Annotated in this window: 16 protein-coding genes; 11 read left to right on the forward strand and 5 right to left on the reverse strand. The window is 31.4% G+C overall.

The window, feature by feature from the left end; genetic code table 11:
• Window positions 1-59 precede the first annotated feature (59 nt).
• The 3 genes from ACTG3V_RS07065 to ACTG3V_RS07075 are packed head-to-tail and all read right to left on the reverse strand — an operon-like array spanning window position 60 to window position 3,437.
• A complete protein-coding gene (locus ACTG3V_RS07065; RefSeq protein ID WP_439131448.1) occupies window positions 60-1,517 on the reverse strand; it encodes a hypothetical protein in 1,458 nt (485 codons plus the stop codon).
• Between the two features lies 1 nt (window position 1,518).
• Window positions 1,519-2,388: a protein phosphatase 2C domain-containing protein gene (locus ACTG3V_RS07070; RefSeq protein ID WP_439131449.1), complete on the reverse strand. Its 870-nt coding sequence runs from the start codon at window positions 2,386-2,388 to the stop codon at window positions 1,519-1,521.
• Window positions 2,385-3,437, reverse strand: coding sequence for a protein kinase domain-containing protein (locus ACTG3V_RS07075; RefSeq protein WP_439131450.1), 1,053 nt, complete (start codon window positions 3,435-3,437; stop codon window positions 2,385-2,387). Before ACTG3V_RS07075 ends, ACTG3V_RS07070 begins: the two co-directional genes overlap by 4 nt.
• Before the next feature lie 115 nt (window positions 3,438-3,552).
• On the opposite strand from ACTG3V_RS07075, the gene ACTG3V_RS07080 reads away from it, so the two are divergent.
• On the forward strand, window positions 3,553-3,801 hold the full coding sequence (locus tag ACTG3V_RS07080) for a hypothetical protein (protein WP_439131451.1): 249 nt from the start codon (window positions 3,553-3,555) through the stop codon (window positions 3,799-3,801).
• Between the two features lie 43 nt (window positions 3,802-3,844).
• Here the strand turns inward: ACTG3V_RS07080 and ACTG3V_RS07085 are convergent, their stop codons facing one another.
• Both ACTG3V_RS07085 and ACTG3V_RS07090 read right to left on the reverse strand, forming a co-directional pair.
• Window positions 3,845-5,062, reverse strand: coding sequence for a hypothetical protein (locus ACTG3V_RS07085; RefSeq protein ID WP_439131453.1), 1,218 nt, complete (start codon window positions 5,060-5,062; stop codon window positions 3,845-3,847).
• A 62-nt stretch (window positions 5,063-5,124) separates the two neighbouring features.
• Window positions 5,125-6,597, reverse strand: coding sequence for a sigma 54-interacting transcriptional regulator (locus ACTG3V_RS07090; RefSeq protein WP_439131454.1), 1,473 nt, complete (start codon window positions 6,595-6,597; stop codon window positions 5,125-5,127).
• Between the two features lie 287 nt (window positions 6,598-6,884).
• On the opposite strand from ACTG3V_RS07090, the gene ACTG3V_RS07095 reads away from it, so the two are divergent.
• The 10 genes from ACTG3V_RS07095 (at window position 6,885) to ACTG3V_RS07140 (ending at window position 14,814) form a co-directional block, all read left to right on the forward strand.
• Window positions 6,885-7,058 carry a hypothetical protein gene (locus ACTG3V_RS07095; protein ID WP_439131455.1) on the forward strand — a complete coding sequence of 58 codons (174 nt, stop codon included), beginning with the start codon at window positions 6,885-6,887 and terminating at the stop codon, window positions 7,056-7,058.
• A gap of 87 nt (window positions 7,059-7,145) precedes the next feature.
• On the forward strand, window positions 7,146-9,134 hold the full coding sequence (locus tag ACTG3V_RS07100; RefSeq protein WP_439131457.1) for a tetratricopeptide repeat-containing sensor histidine kinase: 1,989 nt from the start codon (window positions 7,146-7,148) through the stop codon (window positions 9,132-9,134).
• Window positions 9,131-9,796 (forward strand): response regulator, encoded by a 666-nt coding sequence (locus ACTG3V_RS07105; protein WP_439131458.1) that lies wholly within the window; start codon window positions 9,131-9,133, stop codon window positions 9,794-9,796. Before ACTG3V_RS07100 ends, ACTG3V_RS07105 begins: the two co-directional genes overlap by 4 nt.
• Window positions 9,797-9,930: 134 nt before the next feature.
• Entirely contained in the window at window positions 9,931-10,164 is a 234-nt protein-coding gene (locus ACTG3V_RS07110; protein WP_439131459.1) for a hypothetical protein, read from the forward strand.
• Between the two features lie 157 nt (window positions 10,165-10,321).
• Entirely contained in the window at window positions 10,322-11,437 is a 1,116-nt protein-coding gene (locus ACTG3V_RS07115) for a hypothetical protein (protein WP_439131460.1), read from the forward strand.
• On the forward strand, window positions 11,434-12,129 hold the full coding sequence (locus ACTG3V_RS07120) for a hypothetical protein (RefSeq protein ID WP_439131461.1): 696 nt from the start codon (window positions 11,434-11,436) through the stop codon (window positions 12,127-12,129). Before ACTG3V_RS07115 ends, ACTG3V_RS07120 begins: the two co-directional genes overlap by 4 nt.
• Before the next feature lie 167 nt (window positions 12,130-12,296).
• Window positions 12,297-13,721 carry a type IV secretory system conjugative DNA transfer family protein gene (locus ACTG3V_RS07125; protein ID WP_439131462.1) on the forward strand — a complete coding sequence of 475 codons (1,425 nt, stop codon included), beginning with the start codon at window positions 12,297-12,299 and terminating at the stop codon, window positions 13,719-13,721.
• Window positions 13,708-14,019, forward strand: coding sequence for a hypothetical protein (locus ACTG3V_RS07130; RefSeq protein WP_439131463.1), 312 nt, complete (start codon window positions 13,708-13,710; stop codon window positions 14,017-14,019). The genes ACTG3V_RS07125 and ACTG3V_RS07130 overlap by 14 nt, the downstream gene beginning before the upstream one ends.
• A 13-nt stretch (window positions 14,020-14,032) precedes the next feature.
• Window positions 14,033-14,410: a DUF2958 domain-containing protein gene (locus ACTG3V_RS07135; RefSeq protein ID WP_439131464.1), complete on the forward strand. Its 378-nt coding sequence runs from the start codon at window positions 14,033-14,035 to the stop codon at window positions 14,408-14,410.
• Complete coding sequence (locus tag ACTG3V_RS07140) at window positions 14,410-14,814, forward strand: plasmid mobilization protein (RefSeq protein WP_439131465.1); 405 nt, start codon at window positions 14,410-14,412, stop codon at window positions 14,812-14,814. Before ACTG3V_RS07135 ends, ACTG3V_RS07140 begins: the two co-directional genes overlap by 1 nt.
• Window positions 14,815-14,818: the final 4 nt, after the last annotated feature.

The following is a 14,818-nucleotide window of genomic DNA, read 5'->3' on the forward strand; positions in this document are numbered from 1 at the left end:
GTTGGAGTTTTTTTTAAATAAATTTTTATGAGATTAAAAAGTCAAAATCAAGTTCGTATTTAAATATCTAATTTTTGAATGATTTTTACTAAATCTTTTAACTCTATTTGACTCTGAGGAACATAGCCATGTGCTGGATTTCCATTAATTAGAAAGGGAGCATAGATATCCGTATTGTACTTAAAACTTCTATGCCAATATTCAGGTTCTTCTTTACACAGATGATCTACTACTCTTTTCCATAATTTATAAGGAACATTTTTTCCGCAAAAAATAGCCTTTCTAAAATTAAAGTTATCATTGAAAAAGATAATTCCATAAGCTGAGTTTTGTTGATTTAATAGGTACATTAAGGGTCTGTTCCCTAAAACAAACATAGGAGTTGGCTCTGTATAAAATATCCATAAATCTCTAATAGAATGATCAAGACTTTTGATGTTTTTAAGACGTAGAGTTTGTTTTTGAAAACTTCCGTATTTGGAATATATTGATTGGTCAATACTTAAAGTTTTTAATGCTTTGAGCTCTAGCATAGAATCCTTGAAAATGGCTTGTCCTTGATATATAACCTCCCAAAAATTCATCATGATTACTTTGGCAATTTCTTTTCCCCAGCAAATTTCCAGCGCGTAACAAACTCTACCTAAAACCATTAACTGATCTTTGTTTTTGGAAATTGGGAGAGTAGCCTTCAAAAAGGTAGGTGATTGATTTCGATACGTTGCTCTCAAAAATTTTACAGTTTCCTCAAAAATCGTATCTTTTTGATAAGGGCAATGTTCCAAGTAATATTCCATACTTAATTTGAGTGTATTTGCTCTTTCTTTAAAATTAATCAATAAGTCAATATTATTTTCTAAACAGTAAATAATTGCTACTATAGATGCATCCATAATCGTTTTCTTCCATTGTGGAGGCAACCAGTTTTGAAGGTTATTGTGATAAACTTCTTCTCTTTTAAACATAAAACGAACGTTATGAGCTGTCTTTATAATATTGCCTATGTGCTGAGTATGTGCACCTCCAGCAGCATCAATTTCGTTTACTTCTCTAAGTACACTATAAACAGATCTAGGTAAGAATCGTTTTAAAATTTGGTCAGCAACAATTTGACTACATGAGAGGTCTTTTACTTTTCCATTTTTAACATGCTCATCAAAAAGATACATAGATTTAGGTTTGTGATTCAATGTCGCTCCTATACCCATCACAGCAGCATTTGGCCAATAGGCTTCACAGGTAGAATCATAATCTTGTGATTGGACACTCATTTCCATGAAATCAATGTCCATTTTGTAATCTGGCAAGCAACTTCTAAATAAGAGGTCTGCAAAATATTCATCTAAGTGCGGATGAGTATGAGAAATAGTTCTATCTAGTTTTTTTAAATCGATAGGTAGTTTTTTAAGACTTCCCTTATTTCGTAAAATCTGTTTTAAATATTGAGTGCTTTTTTTACTGATTGCGTAAAGAAACCCTCCATTTTGGTCTTGATACTCTTTGGTAAACTGTAGCATATTATTGATTTTTTATTCTTCTAACTAGCAAAAGACTAGCGTCGTCTGAGGGCCAAAGTTTTACAATCTCTTCTTCATCAAAATAATTTTCCATGACATTGGCGTGAAAATCAGGGATAAAATCGATAAAACCAGGTTTGTCTCCAGGTTTGTTAAGTATGTTATAAAAACTGAAATGTTTTAGTATTTTTCCTTCTTGGAATCCATCAGAGGCAATATAAAGATGCTTTAAATCTTTAGTACGTCCTTTAGAAATTATTTTGAAGTAGGGCTTATTTGTTTTTTGAGAATCTTCTAAAAAAGTTAAATACTTTCCAGAGTCAGAAGATAAATCAAAGTATTTATTATTAACTTGTGCAATACCATCTCCATAATGAAAAATAAAATATTCTTTTTCCCGAATTATAAACCCTGTAATTGTAGTTAAAAGCGTGTTACAAATAAAAGGGAGTCTCTGAGAATCTTGAACTTTAATTGATTTTGTTATTGATTTAAGCCTTTGTTTTGTTTCTCGTGTAAGCCATTTTGTGAATACTCGAAGATTTACTCTTCTATTTGTTCTTGAAATCATGTTTTCATAACATAGATTTGCAACCATTTGTGATAATAAATTTGAACCTACTTGATTTTGGGAAAATCCAGTTATATTGTCTTGATGATTATTGGTGCATCCATCACACAAAACCCCGATTATTAATTTATTTTCGATAATGATATTGATTGAGTCTTGATTTGAAATACCATAATCAATATGATCAAACCCTTGTCTTGTTATCCCTCCAACAGAAAAGGGAAGATTAGTAGTGGACTTTTTCTTTTGAAGCGACCCACAAGCAGAAGTAAATGGTGCTTTTTCCCAATATGTTATCATTGTAGTATTGAATTTAAATTAATATTATATTGTTTTAAAAAGAGACCAAATTCTGAAGGATCTGCTTTTTCTTTACTAGGTGTATAACCTCGAATAGGAAGAATTCCATGGCTTTTTTGTTGAACTCTTTTTTTGTTTATTGGCCTCTTGGAAATTTGATGACCATAATAGGTTCTTTTTTTATAAAATAATACATCTAAAAAATATTGATATAAGTCAGGGTAATTTTTCTCAACATGATCCAACCTTTCAAAAACCAAAGTATAGAGCATCTTATTCTCTAAAAAGTACTCTTTATATTTAGTGCTTTTTTTGTGATGAAAACTAAGGAAACTGATACCTTCTCTTTTAGCTTGAGTCATATCTATAATAGGTTCAACTGGTGGTGTAAAAGGATGAACACCAATAAAGAGTTCAAAGCTGATAATCGATAGTGAATAAATATCACTGGAAGTACTAAAAGAATATGAGTCATCGGAATTTTTACCAATTGCTTCTACAGAAGGACATATATACTCAGGCATTGTTAGGAAACACGGATAATTACCAACGTGGGCAGAATCCACATCAATGATAAAGCTTTCAAAACTAGAATTATTAATTAAGATATTTTCTGGGTTAATATCTCCTAAGATAATTTTGTGGGTATGAACAAGTTGTAAACTTTTGAATAATTGCTTTACGATTATATGAGCTGCTTTATCATTAAAGCCAATATTCTTATACTCCTTTTGAAGTATGTAATATCTATATTCCGTAATTGTTTTAGAATTTTTAAAAAATTCCATTTTAAAACCTATAAAGCTATCTTTACTATATGCAGGATATTTGGGTAATCCAATATTTCTAAACCCTTCTTTACCTTGAAGATCTTGGTATTTATCACAGAGTAATAAGACTTTTTCTTTCTTAATTTTTTTAGATAAGATTTCATCAGTAAAATACTTCAAACAACCTTCATTTAGTAGGTAAATATCTGCTTCTCTTCCAGAAAAAGAGGGAGTAAGGTCTTTCAGTTTATAAATAAGATTACCTATTGTTATATTCATTTTTAATTAATTGTTTTTAAGTTATTCAGGTTGACAAATATTTAGAATATGTTAAGATTTATTCAAACATTAAAATAATTAAATCATGTGTACATTTATTTCAAAGGTTCAGCTTATGAATCTTAAAGAATCTAATCTTAATTGTTCAAAGGATGAATTTGTAAAAGCTTTATTAAAATTAGGTGTTCGTATTTCAATAGGAACTGACTTTATTTCTGTTTATGTAAAACCAACTCTTTCAGGTAAAATACATCCTGATGATCCTAGATTTATTTATGATCATTGGGAAAAAAAATTGGAGAGCATTATTACAAAACAGGTTAATGGCTTCCTTAGAATTGTTTGGAAAAAAAACCATAGTTAACTGTTTACGATTGTCCGATAGAGAATTGCTCTATCGGATTTTTTTACCCCACTGTAAATTGAGACCACAATTTAAAAGCTTCTCTAATGGCGGATGGATTTGCTTTTTCCAAGCAAATATATTTTTCAAAACCAATACTCTTTCTCAAGGATTCCAACTGACCTTCCATTAAGTTTTTACCATCAGCCCAACCAATAACTACAGAGCTTTTAATAACTCTTTTATCATAAAGATCTTTCATTAGTTTTTTGACATCTTCAGCACTATATCCACTACCGGTATCTTCACCATCTGTTAAAACTCCAATGACAATTTGAGGAGCCTTTCGACCGGTTGCTTTAAAAGAATCTGCTTCTATATGTAACATAGTAACCACTTCATAGAGGGTGTCGTAAAGGGTAGTTGTTCCATTAGGAATATAATTACACTTATCTAAGGCAATAATTTTATCATTTTGGTTTGTGTCTACTACGCTTAAAGAGTTGAGCATGGTGCTGGTATAATTAAAGGTATGTTGAACCAAAAACAAAGATTCTTTTTTACAAATCATACTGCCTCTTATAGCAATTAGCGCCTCTTTATGAGCTTCTATAACTTGGTTTCTCTCTTTACTCATGGAGCCAGATTCGTCTATAATTAAACTAGAAAAAACAGGGATATCAACGACCATTTTTTCTTCCGGTTGAATTGTCATAATTCGATCACTTGCAATGGATTTTTCAAAGTTTTTCTGACTCATTGCCCCATCGTTTCTTAATCTAGAAAGTGTTCTTGCTACTGGATTTCTACTTAACATTTTTTGATACTTGTTGATATTGAATCCATAAAGCTTAGTTCCAGAAAGTGACTTATACCAGATCATAATTTGCATTAAATGATCACGAATTATATCAACAAAAACCTTGTTATATTTCTTACTAAGATGTACAGATATATTTCTGGGTTTTCTTACCGTCACTAAATGTAACTTCATCAAATCATCAATAATACCCTCTTTATAGAAATGATTGGTAATTTCATATGCTCCGGTCTTTTCATCAGCATCCTTTTTGTAAGTTCTTAGATAAACAGCTCTACATATTCGTTCAGCGCACATCCCTGAATAGGTTAAAGTTTCTCTAAAATTGATTTTTCTGTCTCCCATTGCTTTATGCCAATCTATTGAAATATCATTTTCATAGTCTTTAAGGAGTTGATCGATTTGTTTTGAAGTCATATTTTTTTGTTTAGTATTAAAGATTTTATTAAGATGTAGTTTCATTTTTTTGAATATTAGGAATGAATATTTCTAATGTTAGTCATGTGAATTTGGATCAAAGGATTTTAATTGTTTTTTTCATTAGATTTCTTAACTAAGTTTCTTATGATATTATGGGATGCTCCTTGACCTAATATTTTTTCAGCTTTCGAGATATTCTCCCCACACATTTTATAGACTTTTAGAATATGTCTTTCTTTTACATCTTTCAGTTTTAAGGAGGCTCCTGTTCCATCTGGGAATCGTATTCTAAAAGGAAGGTCTTCAAATTTGATTTCAATTTCATTAAACACATACAATCTTTCAATTAAATGATTTAATTCTCTAAGGTTTCCGGGAAACATATAATTTTCGATACAATCCTTCGCCTGTTTTGAAAAACTGAGTTTATTCGTTTGTTTTATACCGTATTTTTTCCTCACTTTTTCATCTATAAACTCGAAAAGTTCGTTTTTCTCATTTCTGGGAAGCATTCTATACGGAATAGTTTCTAAATCCGCGATACAAATTCTATGATATAAGTCTCTTCTAAATTTGCCTTTTTCAACTAGCCCATAAAGGTTTTTATGTGTGGCAGCAATTACGCGAACATTTACTTTGTGTTTTTCTTTAAAACTACCAACAGGGCTTACTTCTCTGGTTTCTAACACTCTTAGTAGGGTTTGTTGTAATCTAGGAGAGATGTCCCCGATTTCATCTAAAAAAAGACTACTATGATTGGCTTCTCGAAATGCACCCAAGGTATCTTTTGCATCAGTGTAAGCACCTACAACTGTTCCAAAAAGACGACTTTCTAGAAGTTGATCATCGAGTTGTGCGCAATTAATTGTAATCATTTCTTTAATGCTTCTCCCCCCAGATTGTTGGTGGATAAATCGAGCAAGGAATTCTTTTCCTGTTCCTGTCTCTCCTAGGATTAAGGCGGTTATGTCATGAGTGAGCGCAATTTTCGTAGCCCTTTCATAGCTAGGCTTCATGGAATTTGTAACTAATGTTCCTTCTGTATTTTCTTTAACTTTTCGAATACTTTCATGAAAGTAGTTGAGTTTTGTAGGTACTTCTGTTTTAATAATTTTTATCCATTTTTTTTCAGGAGGTTTTTCATTTCTAAATTTTGGAGGATCTACTTGAAAAAGTTTTAAATTATTAAATTTTGAAGCCAGCAGATACCAGGCCGTTTGCATAGCTGGAGTCCCTGGTGAAATATAGGCTTCTAATTCATCTTTGGGATATTTAATGATTTCCTTCTCTAAAGTTTTTACAAGCACTTCAACATTGACAACATCTCTATCATCGATGTTCAAGTAACAAGGGATAATCTTATTTGCATAAGGTTTAATTCCTAGAACTACCCTTTCAAAACGATTGTCTTCTCCCATTTTAGAAGCCTTGGTTAAAAGGATGTGTTCATGATACTTGAAAATACCATGCGTATAGCAATCACCATGTGTTCCTTCTGGATTAAAAACAGGAATTCCATTTTCCATAAAAATAAAGTCATGGTTATAAGCAATCCAAGAAAATAATAGCCTACTCATTTTTGGTTCAGTTTTTAAACACTTTTTTCAGTTTCTGAAAATCTTAATTTTTTATTTATCTGATTGTCAAATATTTAATATTGGTTTATCCTTTGAATCTAGTGGTATATCGTTCCTTGAAATTCGAAAGAATCAACACAGAGAATCATTGTCAAAGTGCCAACTCTTCAAAAATAGAGAAGCCTTTACTTATAAAAGTGAGGAAAACCACAGTAGAGTTAGAGCCATGATTTTGTGAGCTTTTTTGAATCAGGACGAACGTGTTCACCTTTTTAACATTAAAAAAAATGGAAAAATTATTTTTATTTTTAGCGATACTAGTTAGTATGGCTTTGACACCAAGTGATTCAAAGGATTTATCTCAAAAGGATGAAATTCATTCTCAGGAAACACCTTCAACTAGTTGTGGGGAAAATTGTCAATTACCTGCTGAACCGGATGACGACGAAGGGGAGGATTAGTATTTAATTCTTATTAACTTTAGGACCACGCTTATTTAAGCGTGGTTTATTTTTTTTAGTATCTTAAGCTCGTTTTTAATGTTCAAGATGAAACAAAGAATTTTCTTTATAGGAATATCACTGCATCTAATTATAATATTGGGATGCCATAAATCTATTCAACAAAAAACTAATATCCAGAATCCGCTTCGCGATAGTATTTCAGAACTATTAAAAGCTTCTAAAAGTAAAAAGTATAAAAAATTTGAAAAATTGATATTTGCAAAGAAAGCATTGCGTTTTTCCAATGAAATAGATAATGATTCTTTATGGTTTGCTTCCTTAAATCGAATAACTATCTTACAATATAGTTTAAATGATCTTGAAGATTATCAAAAAGATTCAAAACGTTATTTAGATAAAGCCATTATTAGAAATGACTCTTTAGAGATTGCAAAGGGAAGCTACAAACTTGGGAGTTATTATTTTAGATATGCTAAATACGATAGTGCTTATTACTATTTTAATCTTGCAGGTTTAATTTTTAGCAAAAGAGGAGATAGTCTTGAGGCAGGAAAAAACTTTCTAAACATGGCAATTATCCAAAGCAATTCAGCAGATTATTATGGAAGCCAACAAACCTCAATACGAGCACTCAAGTATTTAACTTACGAGAAAAAGAAACATTATACTCTTTCTGTTTATAATAATTTAGGGATTGTTTCAGATGAATTAAAACTATATACTGATGCTATTTTTTGGTTTGAAAAATCATTAAAAATTGCTAAAAGTGATCATCAAAAAATTGTTCTTTGGAACAATATGGGATTGGTGTATAGAAAGGAAGAAAAATATAACAAAGCATTGGCTTATTTTCAAAAGGCACTTGGTGAGCAAAATATCAATAAATTTCCCTCTGAAAAGGCTACTCTGATTGATAATATTGCTTATGCTTATTTTTTACAAGGGAAAAAAGAATCAATTCTTGAAATGAGGAAGGCATTAGAGTTGAGAAAACAACAACATAATATTAGAGGTGAAATAGTGAGTAATTTGCATATTGGAGAGTATTATTTTTCAAATGGTAATGATTCAAATGCTAGAAATTATTTTAAAAAGGCACTTTTAGACGCTAAAGCTATAAAGGACATTAAGAATACTACAAAAGCTTTATTTTTTCTATCAAAAACTGTTTCAAATAATAGTTACATAAAGCGTTATGCTGAAATCAAGGACAGTTTAATTGCTAGAGAAAGGTTGTTAAAATATCAATTTGCAAGTATAGAGCTAGAGACAAATCAACAAGAATTACGCAATGTAAAATTGGAAGAAAAAGTTACTGCACAAACCCTTAATATTGAAAGACAGCAAAATAGAAATATCTTACTTTTTTCAATTACTTTGGCTTTATTCGTGCTGCTAATTATTGGATTTTATTATTATCGAAGTCAAAAAAGAATACAAAAACAACAACTAATTATAGAGAGACTGGAGGCTCGTTCCAATGAAAAAAATCGTATATCCATGCATTTACATGATGATATTGCCAGTGATTTATTGATTGGATTACAAAGAGGAGATTTTTTATTAAAAAAACTACAAAATAGCGAACTTGAAAGTGTGATGTCTTTCTTTGACAGAGCCTATTTTAAAATGCGAAAAATTTCACAAGGATTAAGCTCTAGATATTTCGCTGAAATACCTTTTGACAAAAGAATTGATAAATTATGCCATGAATATAGTTTTAATAATGACGTTCGTATTGTACATAATGGAGTTGAAAATATCAAATGGGAATCAATCTCTGATCCTATACAAGAATCTATTTATAGTTTGTTAAAAGAGGCTTTTAGTAATGTTTTTAAACATGCCAATGCTACTTCGATAAACTTGTCTTTTAACCAGCTTAAAAAAAGATTGGTAATTAGAATCCAAGACGATGGTACTGGATATATTGAAGAACAAACTTCAGGACTTGGAATCTTTCATATGAGAAAGAGAGTTGAAGAATTGAATGGTAAATTTAGTATTAAAAATAACGAATTGACTTCTGGAACTATTATAGAAATTTCCCTTTATAATAGCTTACAAATATGAGTAAAAAAGAAATAAAAGTATTGCTTGTAGAAGACCACGATTCTGTTAGTTTAGGGGTGAAGTATAGTCTTATAAAACAAAAAGAAATCAATTTTGATATCACTATAGCAACTACTGCTGATATGGCTTTGAATTACACAAACAGAGAAGTCTTTGATGTTGTATTATTAGATTTAATTTTAAAAAATGAATCAAAAAATTCAAAACTTTCTTCTGGAGATGATCTTTTAAGAGAATTGAATAAGTGGGATCATAGACCTAAAATAATTATGCTTTCCAAAATTGATAGTCTTGAAATGCTGGACTATGTTATTAACTTATTAAATGCTGATGGATATATTATTAAAAGTAGAACCAGTTTACAAGAATTGATACCAGCAATAAAAGCAGTATTATCAGGAGAGTCATTTTTTAGTGATAGTATAAAAAAAATATTGAGATACAACGAAAGTTTACTTGATATTGATTTTGAGGACCGAACTATTTTAAAATTGTTGAGTTCTGGATACAAACAAGCAGAAATTGCAAAAGAATTTATGAAAAAAGATATTTCTATGACTGTATCTGCTATAGAAAAACGAATTAAAAAATTAAAACTTCGATTCGAAGCACAAACTACAGCGCAACTTACGGCTTTAGCTATCAAAGGAGGGATTATTTAAAGTGTTCAAAAATCCTTCAATTTCTGAACTTATTTTTCAAGTATTGAATAGGTTTAAAACATAGTATCCTTATTTTCAATATATTATGTTTGGATTAATCCTTGAATCCTTGTGAGTAAATTTAAAATTTACTTATGATGAAAAGAGTACAACAAAAAAACACAAAAATTTCTAATACGGGAGCAATGACCAAAAATAGAATTGCTTCTATGAGAGTCCTGGACAGTTATAAATACTTACGATTATTACAAGATCGTTCAGAAGTCTATTATGTATTCAACAATTACAGTTTGAATAGCAGGTATTCCACAAATTACTACGAAGCCAGAAAGTTCTTCGAGCAGCAAGCTAACAAACTAGATTCATAAACCCGAGCACCTCTTTTTTTTTTAGAGAGGTGCTTTTACACATTCATTCTTATGAAAATTCAAAAAACCCTAGGATTTATCAACAAATTCTATCAAAGGAAGAGCCAATACAGACTCCGAAACAATTCCATGTTTAACCAAATTTCAAAAAACAATTATGAAAAAAAATAAAACACTACTAAACAGTAACTTCTATCATAAAGATGGAGATCGATTGATTGCAGACAGAATACCAGCAATAGAAAATGACATCAAAACTTTTGCCCAAGATTTGGCAGAACAATCGAGACCAACAAAACAAGATTCCTCAGACTTATTTCTACCTAAAATCCAGAGTTTTTATCAAGTACTTTTGGAATTGGTTTTTAAAGGAATTGGAGCTTTCTCGGTTTTGAACCAAACAGTAAACCAAATCACTGCCATTTTTGAGAGAGAACAAAAAGCGCTGCAAAAAAACCTACATAATTACAATGAGAAAGCCAGAGTATTGCGTAAAGATCTCAAAGGATTGACGGATATCTCTCATATTATCCAAAAATGGAAAAAATGGCGCCTGGTATTGGTTGCTTTAAGTATTGGAGAGGTTGCTGTAAATTTCAAGATATTACTTATCGTAACCCCAAATCAACTTACGGCGTTAGTTGCCAGTTTAGGTCTATGTACTGTCCTTTTTATCATAGCGCATAGTTTTAAAGACCTTGTAAATATTTGTAAAACCAAAGCCCAAAAATGGTCAATAGGTGTAGGTATTATTCTTGGTGTTTTGATATTGCTGTATAGCCTGAATGTAATTCGTGTGAATTATATGGAAAATTCAGGACAGTTATCAGGAGAAGTTTCCGAGTGGAGCTTCGTGATTATCAACTTCAGCATGTGGTTAGCTGGGGCGATTATTGCCTTATTGTATAAACCACTTAAATCCGATGTCGCAAAAAACGTTCAATTCAAAAAAATTAAAAAAGAATTGAAAGAAGTCGAATCCGAAACGGAAAAAATCAATTCTAGACTTACTGAAATTCCAAAAGAAAGAGATCAGAAAATCTTGGATATGCAGAATTTGAAATATATGGCGATGCATTATCAGAATACGATTGTATCCCATTACAATTCGGGAGTAGCATTATTTAAATCAGAAAATCTATTTCGAAGAATGGATAATGTACATCCCAAATCTTTTTCAGCACCAATACCTCCTTTAAAAACGTATATCGGTCAAACTGCACCAGCACCACAAACAAAAAAAACTAAATCATCTATAAAAAGAAAAAAATGAAACAATTAAGCCTATTTATACTCGTACTCATAATGATTAGTTGCGAAGATCATATTCCAACGACACAGCACTTAAGTGTGATTGTAGATGTTACAGATGCCAAGCACGCTAAACCAAAAACGAATGATGTTTTAAATTATCTAGAACAAGGTTCTCCAAGTGATGGTTTAGAAATTACTTTACGTTATGTATCAGAAACCAGATATGCCCCAAAATATCAATTCATCCTGCGAGAATCTGCAGTAGGATGGCTATCTAATGAAGATACACAAAGACGAAGGAAGAAAAAACTCTTACAACAGTTTAAAGATACGTTGGAACATACTCAAATAAAAGAGAGTCCGAGGTCAGAAATTTTTAGATTGGTATGTAGCGAAATCAAAAGCCTGAACAAAAAAGAAGGGGCTAAAAAATTAGTCTTGTTTTCAGATTTGCGGGAGCATAGTTTTTTTTCAGTCTATCAAAAATATGATGTTGGTAAACTATTGCATCAAGAAGAACAAGTACTTCAAAAATTTATACGACAAGCTGAATTACCAGAAGATCTCTCGGGAATTGCATTATACATCGTATACAGTCCTAAATTGAAGGAAGACGAAATCTTTACAGCAATGATAAAGCTTTATCAATCCATCTTTGAATCTAGAGGAGTTGAATTACATATTTCAAATGAAAAAAAAGTGATGTATTAAAATATGAAAAAAAGACAAATCATTTTCAAGTCGCTCAAGGCTTTGTTCAAAATAATATGGAATCTAGTACTCCTTTGTATATATGGAGTTGCAAAACTTACGGGAACTTTGGCTGGGTTTTTAGGTAAGGTATCAGAAAAATTATTAAACAAGCACAATTAAAGACGATGATAAAATTAATACTAGACGGATTATTAGAACTACTTCAATCCCTTTTTAGCGGTTTGGAGGAACTTTTTGAAAAAGACCATCAACACAATGCACAGTTTGGTAGGACAGGAGACTTCCTATCCAAAAGAAATAAAGGCTGGTGTGTGGATGGATTACGATTTGCGGATCTGGATACTTCCAGACGTAATATGGCTGTGATAGCGGGTTCAGGAATGGGGAAAACACAAACAAATATTTTTCCAATGATTTTAAATACAAAAAGTTCAATGGTCATCAATGATAATAGTTCTGAATTGGCTTCTACAATTCCATATTTAGTCTCAAGAGAAGCAAATACTTTGGTTATGAACTTAATCAAAAAACAAGGTATTTATCTAAATCCATTAGATGGGTGTAAAGGCGACATTGCTGCGATTCGTAAAGTTGTTAAATCTATAATGGGAAGTGCCCAAGAAAAATCGGACTTCTTTTCCTTGTCAGGAGAGGATTGTATTTCCTTATTTATAGAACATATATTAGAATCTGAACCTAAAATCTTTGGGAATTTGGGGAATGCCTATCGATTGATTTTAGAATACCAAGCCAATCCCAAAGCAGTAGAGTACTATATGGCAGAAAAAGCCTCCGATAATGTATGGAGAAAATTTTTAGCCTTATCGCAAAATTCAGAAAAAACACTAAAGTCGATTTTAGCGACGAGTTTATCTGCGCTTTCCTGGTTAGGAGAGAATAAAACACTCTGTGACTTAACATCAGTTACCAATATTAACTTTGAAGATTTTCGAAGAAAACAGACCGTATTATTCATTCAATCCCCAGCAAGTGATTCCGCCTTTTATGCTAAAATGATAGCCCTAATCTTCCAAAGTTTTTACCGATTTGCCTTTGCCAGTTTGCCTAAAGAAGATGATTTAGACATTAAAATGGTATTGGATGAATTTTCCAGTTTGATAGGGGGCTTGCCAGACTATTCGCAAATTATCAGTAACAGTCGAAAATTTAAAATTCCACAGTGTATTATCCTTCAGGATGAATCTCTTTTAAGTCCCTATGGAGAATTGAAAGACAATATTTTAGGAAACTGTTATTTAAAATGTTATTACGGAGGGCAAACCAAAAAATCACTAGAATTGGAGCGTCTTTTAGGCAGCTATACCTATAAAGATAAAAAGACAGACCAAAACAAAACTAGACCTCTGATGTATGCTTCAGAAATCCAGCAAATGAAAGATGAAGTATTGGTTTTAATTAGCGGAGAAAAGCCAATTAAAACGAAAATAAAACCTGCCTATAAACAAAGCAGGTTGCGAAATTATCTTAAAATGGAAAGCGAGGAGGATACAAATCCTGTGGCTGACTATAGTATCCAATATATCGATTTACAACCTTATAAAGACCGCGTAGCAAATGAAAAGAAATAAACAACAATTTTGGTTATTTGGGATGGATGCCATTTTAGAGTTTGGTCAAGAAGGAGTTTTAGAAGCTATTGAAATTTCAAAGCAGATAAAAAGGAATGTAATTCGAAAATTTAAAAATCAAAAAATGGCAAGGAAAACAACGAAGAAGTATATCCAAATTGGAAAAAAACAAGATCGGAAATTAGAGGTAGCACATTCTAAATCAAGCACAGTGAAGAAAAGTGATTCTAAACAACGAATAAAAGCAATTAGAGCAACCATCGATACAAAAGATAAAACAATAGAACAAGAACCATAAGTCCAAGAATACAATGAAATTAATTACGAAAGAAATCGCAGAGCGATTTGAAAAAGTTGGAGATCAATCCGAGAGTAAAAACCCACTAATAGTAGTGAAATACTTTGATCCTGCAGGATCTGCCACTTGGTATGCTACTGCATACAATCCAAAAAATCGAGTAGCTTATGGGTATGTCACAGGATTGCAAATCGATGAGTGGGGCTACTTTTCTATGGACGAATTACAAGCCGTTGAAAGACCTTTTGGTTTAACCATAGAAAGGGATATTTACTTTGAAGAACAGCACTTTAATACTGTTTTTAGAGATCAGCAACGCATAACAGAACTTGCTCAAAGAGATAAAAATAAGGAGCAAGAAAAAGAAAACACCACGACCTTAGAACAATAATGAAAGAGTCTGAAAATTCTTTTCAAAGTGTCTATGAATATTTAGATGTTGTATTCAAGGATTGTGACCCTTCCAACCAACAAATTAAGGAAGCAAAGCAGGCTTACCGAAAATTGTATCAAGAAGCCTATCAGAAAATTTATCAAGAGAAAAATATACAAGTAACTTTCAGGCTTACAAAAAACCAATATGAAGAAATACAATCCAAATCCGAAAAGCAGAATTTGAAGGTAACCACTTTTATCAAACAAAGAGCAGTAAATGAAAAGGATTTTAATTCAAGTCCAATAAAGCAAATCATACGAAACCTAATTGATGATGTAGAAGAAAGCATCTATGAAAAACAACCTATAAAAGTCGATGTTGTTTTAAGTCAATTGGAAAATTTACAACGATTCTTATGATTGT

The organism is Polaribacter sp., from assembly GCF_965660385.1.
In the GTDB taxonomy this organism is placed as follows: Bacteria; Bacteroidota; Bacteroidia; order Flavobacteriales; family Flavobacteriaceae; genus Polaribacter.

What these genes read in the sequence shown, in the direction of transcription:
- ACTG3V_RS07095 (WP_439131455.1), top strand. Translation starts at nt 6,885, where the DNA reads ATGGAAAAATTATTTTTATTTTTAGCGATACTAGTTAGTATGGCTTTG.
- ACTG3V_RS07135 (WP_439131464.1), top strand. Translation starts at nt 14,033, where the DNA reads ATGAAATTAATTACGAAAGAAATCGCAGAGCGATTTGAAAAAGTTGGA.
- ACTG3V_RS07070 (WP_439131449.1), bottom strand. Translation starts at nt 2,388, where the DNA reads ATGATAACATATTGGGAAAAAGCACCATTTACTTCTGCTTGTGGGTCG.
- ACTG3V_RS07080 (WP_439131451.1), top strand. Translation starts at nt 3,553, where the DNA reads ATGAATCTTAAAGAATCTAATCTTAATTGTTCAAAGGATGAATTTGTA.
- ACTG3V_RS07125 (WP_439131462.1), top strand. Translation starts at nt 12,297, where the DNA reads ATGATAAAATTAATACTAGACGGATTATTAGAACTACTTCAATCCCTT.
- ACTG3V_RS07065 (WP_439131448.1), bottom strand. Translation starts at nt 1,517, where the DNA reads ATGCTACAGTTTACCAAAGAGTATCAAGACCAAAATGGAGGGTTTCTT.
- ACTG3V_RS07115 (WP_439131460.1), top strand. Translation starts at nt 10,322, where the DNA reads ATGAAAAAAAATAAAACACTACTAAACAGTAACTTCTATCATAAAGAT.
- ACTG3V_RS07100 (WP_439131457.1), top strand. Translation starts at nt 7,146, where the DNA reads ATGAAACAAAGAATTTTCTTTATAGGAATATCACTGCATCTAATTATA.
- ACTG3V_RS07105 (WP_439131458.1), top strand. Translation starts at nt 9,131, where the DNA reads ATGAGTAAAAAAGAAATAAAAGTATTGCTTGTAGAAGACCACGATTCT.
- ACTG3V_RS07090 (WP_439131454.1), bottom strand. Translation starts at nt 6,597, where the DNA reads ATGAGTAGGCTATTATTTTCTTGGATTGCTTATAACCATGACTTTATT.
- ACTG3V_RS07075 (WP_439131450.1), bottom strand. Translation starts at nt 3,437, where the DNA reads ATGAATATAACAATAGGTAATCTTATTTATAAACTGAAAGACCTTACT.
- ACTG3V_RS07085 (WP_439131453.1), bottom strand. Translation starts at nt 5,062, where the DNA reads ATGAAACTACATCTTAATAAAATCTTTAATACTAAACAAAAAAATATG.
- ACTG3V_RS07140 (WP_439131465.1), top strand. Translation starts at nt 14,410, where the DNA reads ATGAAAGAGTCTGAAAATTCTTTTCAAAGTGTCTATGAATATTTAGAT.
- ACTG3V_RS07130 (WP_439131463.1), top strand. Translation starts at nt 13,708, where the DNA reads ATGAAAAGAAATAAACAACAATTTTGGTTATTTGGGATGGATGCCATT.
- ACTG3V_RS07120 (WP_439131461.1), top strand. Translation starts at nt 11,434, where the DNA reads ATGAAACAATTAAGCCTATTTATACTCGTACTCATAATGATTAGTTGC.
- ACTG3V_RS07110 (WP_439131459.1), top strand. Translation starts at nt 9,931, where the DNA reads ATGATGAAAAGAGTACAACAAAAAAACACAAAAATTTCTAATACGGGA.